The organism is Sulfuricurvum sp. (assembly GCF_049305995.1).
In the GTDB taxonomy this organism is placed as follows: Bacteria; Campylobacterota; Campylobacteria; order Campylobacterales; family Sulfurimonadaceae; genus Sulfuricurvum.
The window spans coordinates 1-1,815 of record NZ_JBAQPS010000139.1 but is presented as its reverse complement, the minus strand read 5'-3'; the positions used below and the strand labels follow the sequence as shown (position 1 = coordinate 1,815).

General features: G+C 37.2%; 3 protein-coding genes. All 3 read left to right on the top strand.

All coding sequences use genetic code 11. The annotated features are described in order from the left end of the window. Positions 1–1,183, top strand: a 1,183-nt coding sequence (locus WA010_RS04735) for a DUF4041 domain-containing protein (RefSeq protein WP_422555999.1), incomplete at its 5' end; no start/stop codon positions are given. 174 nt (positions 1,184–1,357) lie between these two features. Beyond that, positions 1,358–1,597, top strand: a complete 240-nt coding sequence (locus WA010_RS04730; protein ID WP_422555998.1) for a hypothetical protein — start codon at positions 1,358–1,360, stop codon at positions 1,595–1,597. A gap of 22 nt (positions 1,598–1,619) precedes the next feature. Further along, positions 1,620–1,815, top strand: a 196-nt coding sequence (locus WA010_RS04725; RefSeq protein WP_422555997.1) for a hypothetical protein, incomplete at its 3' end; no start/stop codon positions are given.

Genomic DNA, 1,815 nt, shown 5'->3' with positions numbered 1-1,815 from the left:
GCTCAAGACTCAAGAAGAACAATTACGAAAATCAGTTCAAGCGTCAAATGATAAAATGGAAAAAGATGCCGCAAAGATAGCTTCACTAACCTTAGAAATAAAAAATATTACGAGAAAAGCCGACCTTTATTCAAGAATTGACGAATTTGTTGATTATGGGCACTTCGAAATGCCTAAATATCTCTATGAGACATCAGCAAGATATGCTGAAGAGATAAAGATTATACGCGAGACACAAAGAAAGGTAATTACAGATAAAAAAGCAGTTTTATTTCCAGAAAAAAATATTATTTCCGAATATACATCACTCGATAAGGAAATATTTAAAAATCAGGCAATTATGATGCTCAAAACGTTTAATATTGAATGCGATTTTCTCATTGGAAATGTTAATCCAGGTAATTTTACAAGGACTCTTGAGCGAATAAGTAAAGCAGCAAATGACATCGAAAAAGGCTCATTGACCCTCGAATTTGCTTTTAATGAGGAATATGTGTCACTTAAGCTTGAAGAGTGCGGGCTTCAGTACCAATTCACCTTAAAGAAGCAGGAAGAAAAAGAAGAACAGCGTTCCATAAAAGAGCAGATGCGAGAAGAGCAAAAGGCAATACAAGAAGCTGAGAAAGCAATGCAAGAAGCCGAGAAAGAAGAGCGTTTATATCGCGAATTGCTTAGCAAAGCAAAGGATGAACTTGCAAAAGCAAGTAACGAGGAAAGAGTTTTTGCAGAGGTTAGGATTGCTGAACTAGAAAGAAAACTAGAAGAAGCAGAGAATAAAGAGCATCGTGCAAAGAGTATGGCTGAACAAACACGAAGAGGGCACGTATACATTATCAGCAATATTGGATCGTTTGGCGAAAACGTCTACAAGATAGGGATGACTCGTCGACTTGATCCTATGGATAGGGTAAAAGAACTTGGGGATGCTAGTGTACCTTTTACATTTGATGTTCATGCAATGATCGCTTATGATGATGCTCCAAAGCTTGAGTCAGAACTTCATAAAAAATTTATGAATAATCGCGTCAATGCAGTTAACTTACGAAAAGAATTTTTCAAAGTAGATATTGAGATGGTTAGAATGGCTGTAGCGGAACTCACCAATAAAGAAGCCGATTTTATTACCACGGTTTTGGCGGAAGAATATTTTGAAACAAAGAGGCTTCAGACACAACCTGTGTGAATGAAATAAGTATTTTATGTGCTGTATGCTGAGTGAGGATGAGATAGCGATTGTGGAGGGGACAGGCTGAATCTGTCTAAAACCCTAATTTTTGCAGGGAAAAGCACCTCTTTTTTTTCTGATACAATAATTTTGTCAGATGTCAATTTAGCTTTGGAGAAAGGAGGTGATACAATGGCAACAAATACAAATAAGAATCACCGCACTGGAAGTGTGAAAAATCGTACACAAACCTATAATCCAACCAATCACACTTATGTCAAGCGTGGTCCTGATGGAAAATTTATGGACGTCAAATCAGATGGTACAAAATTTAAGGGCGTAGCAATAGAACCAGATGGACGTCGCTCTATGTGTCCACATTTCCAAAGGGCATCCGACAAAGAAATAGAAAATAGTGATAATCTTAATTAAAATAAGCAAAGAAGGATTTGTTATGATTAGAGTTGAAATCCGCCTTGTTAATGGGTCTATGCATGAATGGGAAGAAGATAATGATGACCGAATAAATGAATACTATCGACTGGTCGAACTGGGATATAAAGGTAAATCTTTATTTAATGCATTACTAGGGGACGATTGGGGTCCACCTCCTAGAGGAGCACGTATTATGGGTGAGTTAAGTAATGGGA

Coding starts and splice junctions, on each gene's coding strand:
- WA010_RS04730 (WP_422555998.1), top strand. CDS start 1,358: ATGGCAACAAATACAAATAAGAATCACCGCACTGGAAGTGTGAAAAAT.